Annotated in this window: 3 protein-coding genes; all 3 read left to right on the top strand. The window is 62.8% G+C overall.

Going from position 1 to position 2,147, the window contains the following annotated elements:
* The first annotated feature begins 2 nt into the window (after positions 1-2).
* Positions 3-740, top strand: coding sequence for an amino acid ABC transporter permease (locus RY831_RS32825; RefSeq protein ID WP_326510476.1), 738 nt, complete (start codon positions 3-5; stop codon positions 738-740).
* Entirely contained in the window at positions 737-1,429 is a 693-nt protein-coding gene (locus RY831_RS32820) for an amino acid ABC transporter permease (protein ID WP_326510475.1), read from the top strand. The genes RY831_RS32825 and RY831_RS32820 overlap by 4 nt, the downstream gene beginning before the upstream one ends.
* A 74-nt stretch (positions 1,430-1,503) precedes the next feature.
* Positions 1,504-2,147, top strand: a 644-nt coding sequence (locus RY831_RS32815; protein ID WP_326510474.1) for an amino acid ABC transporter ATP-binding protein, incomplete at its 3' end; no start/stop codon positions are given.

Genomic DNA, 2,147 nt, shown 5'->3' with positions numbered 1-2,147 from the left:
CTATGAACTACAACTGGAACTGGCGCATCTTCTGGGAGCCGTCGCCCGACGCCGTCGGCACCTACATGGATACGCTGCTGTCGGGCCTCTACTGGACGCTGGCCACAGCCTTGCTGGCCTGGGTCATGGCCCTCATCCTCGGTGCCATCATCGGCACCCTGCGCACCCTGCCCAACCGCTGGGTCGTGCGCCTGGCCAATGCCTACGTCGAACTGTTCCGCAACATACCGCTGCTGGTCCAGATGTTCCTCTGGTTCTTCGTCATGCCCGAACTGGTGCCCACCGCCATCGGCGACTGGCTCAAGCAGCTGCCCAACGCGCCCTTCATCACCGCCGTGCTCTCGCTGGGCTTCTTCACCTCCGCCCGCGTCGCCGTGCAGGTCTCGGCCGGCATCCAGTCGCTGTCGCGCGGCCAGAAAATGGCCGGCACCGCGCTCGGCCTGACCCTGGCCCAGACCTACCGCTACGTGCTGCTGCCCATGGCTTTCCGCATCATCATCCCGCCGCTCACCAGCGAGTTCCTCAACGTCATCAAGAACAGCGCCGTGGCGCTCACCATCGGTCTCATGGAACTCACCGCCCGCGCCCGCTCCATGCAGGAATTCTCGTTCCAGGTGTTCGAAGCCTTCACCGCCGCCACCATCATCTACGTGCTGGTCAACGTGGTCGTGGTCAACCTGATGCGCTTCATCGAGCGCCGCGTCGCCGTGCCCGGCTTCATTTCAGGCGGAGGCAAATGATGAACAACTTCGATTTCGACGTCATCGAGCGTTCCTGGGTCTACCTGTTCCAGACCGGCATGGCCTTCACCCTGGAGCTGACCGCCCTGGCCATGGTAGGCGGCATCATCCTCGGCACCCTGCTGGCGATGATGCGCCTGTCTTCCAACAAGCTCATCTCCACGGTGGCCACCACCTACGTCAACCTGATCCGCTCCGTCCCGCTGGTGCTGGTGATCTTCTGGTTCTACTTCCTGGTGCCCTACATCGGCGCCTGGATCATCGGCTCGGACCAGCCGGTGCAGGTGGGCGCCTTCACCTCGTCGCTGATCACCTTCATCCTGTTCGAGGCGGCCTACTACTGCGAGATCATGCGCGCCGGCATCCAGTCGATTCCGCGCGGCCAGGTCTGGGCCGGGCAGGCGCTGGGCATGAACTACTGGCAGACCATGGGCAACATCGTGCTGCCGCAGGCCTTCCGCAACATGATCCCGGTGCTGCTCACGCAGACCATCGTGCTGTTCCAGGACGTGTCGCTGGTCTACGTGCTGTCGATCACGGACTTCGTCGGTGCCGCCTCCAAGGTGGCGCAGCGCGACGGCCGCCTGGTGGAGATGTACCTGTTCGTGGCGGTGGTGTACTTCATCCTCTGCTTCAGCCTGTCGCTGCTGGTCAAGCAGCTGCAGAAGAAGGTGGCGATCATCCGCTGAACCATTCACTTAGTCACGCGCCGGGCCAGGTGCCCGGGCGCACCGCAGTTTGATTACAGGATTGAGGAAAAAACATGATTGAAATGAAAGACGTGAGCAAGTGGTACGGCAGTTTCCAGGTGCTGACCGACTGCACGACACGGGTCAGCAAGGGAGAAGTGGTGGTGGTGTGCGGGCCGTCGGGCTCGGGCAAGTCGACGCTGATCAAGACGGTCAACGGGCTGGAGCCGTTCCAGAAGGGACAGATCACGGTGGACGGCATTTCGGTGGGCGATCCGAAGACCAACCTGTCGAAGCTGCGCGCGCGCATCGGCATGGTGTTCCAGAACTTCGAGCTGTTCCCGCACCTGTCGATCCGGCAGAACCTGACCATCGGCCAGGTCAAGGTGCTGGGCCGCAGCGAGGAGGAGGCCACTGAAAAAGGGTTGAAGTACCTGGACCGGGTGGGATTGATTGCGCAGAAGGACAAGTTTCCGGGGCAGCTGTCAGGCGGGCAGCAGCAGCGGGTGGCGATTGCGCGGGCCTTGTCGATGGACCCGATCGCGATGCTGTTCGACGAGCCGACCTCGGCGCTGGACCCGGAGATGATCAATGAAGTGCTGGACGTGATGGTGGGACTGGCGCACGACGGCATGACGATGATGGTGGTCACGCACGAGATGGGCTTTGCGCGCAAGGTGGCCAACCGGGTGGTGTTCATGGACCGCGGCTACATCGT

The organism is Noviherbaspirillum album (assembly GCF_035916955.1).
Classification (GTDB): Bacteria; Pseudomonadota; Gammaproteobacteria; order Burkholderiales; family Burkholderiaceae_D; genus Noviherbaspirillum; species Noviherbaspirillum album.
The sequence above is the reverse complement of the archived record's forward strand: the minus strand, read 5'-3'. Positions and strand labels throughout refer to the sequence as shown.

Coding starts and splice junctions, on each gene's coding strand:
- RY831_RS32825 (WP_326510476.1), top strand. CDS start 3: ATGAACTACAACTGGAACTGGCGCATCTTCTGGGAGCCGTCGCCCGAC.
- RY831_RS32820 (WP_326510475.1), top strand. CDS start 737: ATGATGAACAACTTCGATTTCGACGTCATCGAGCGTTCCTGGGTCTAC.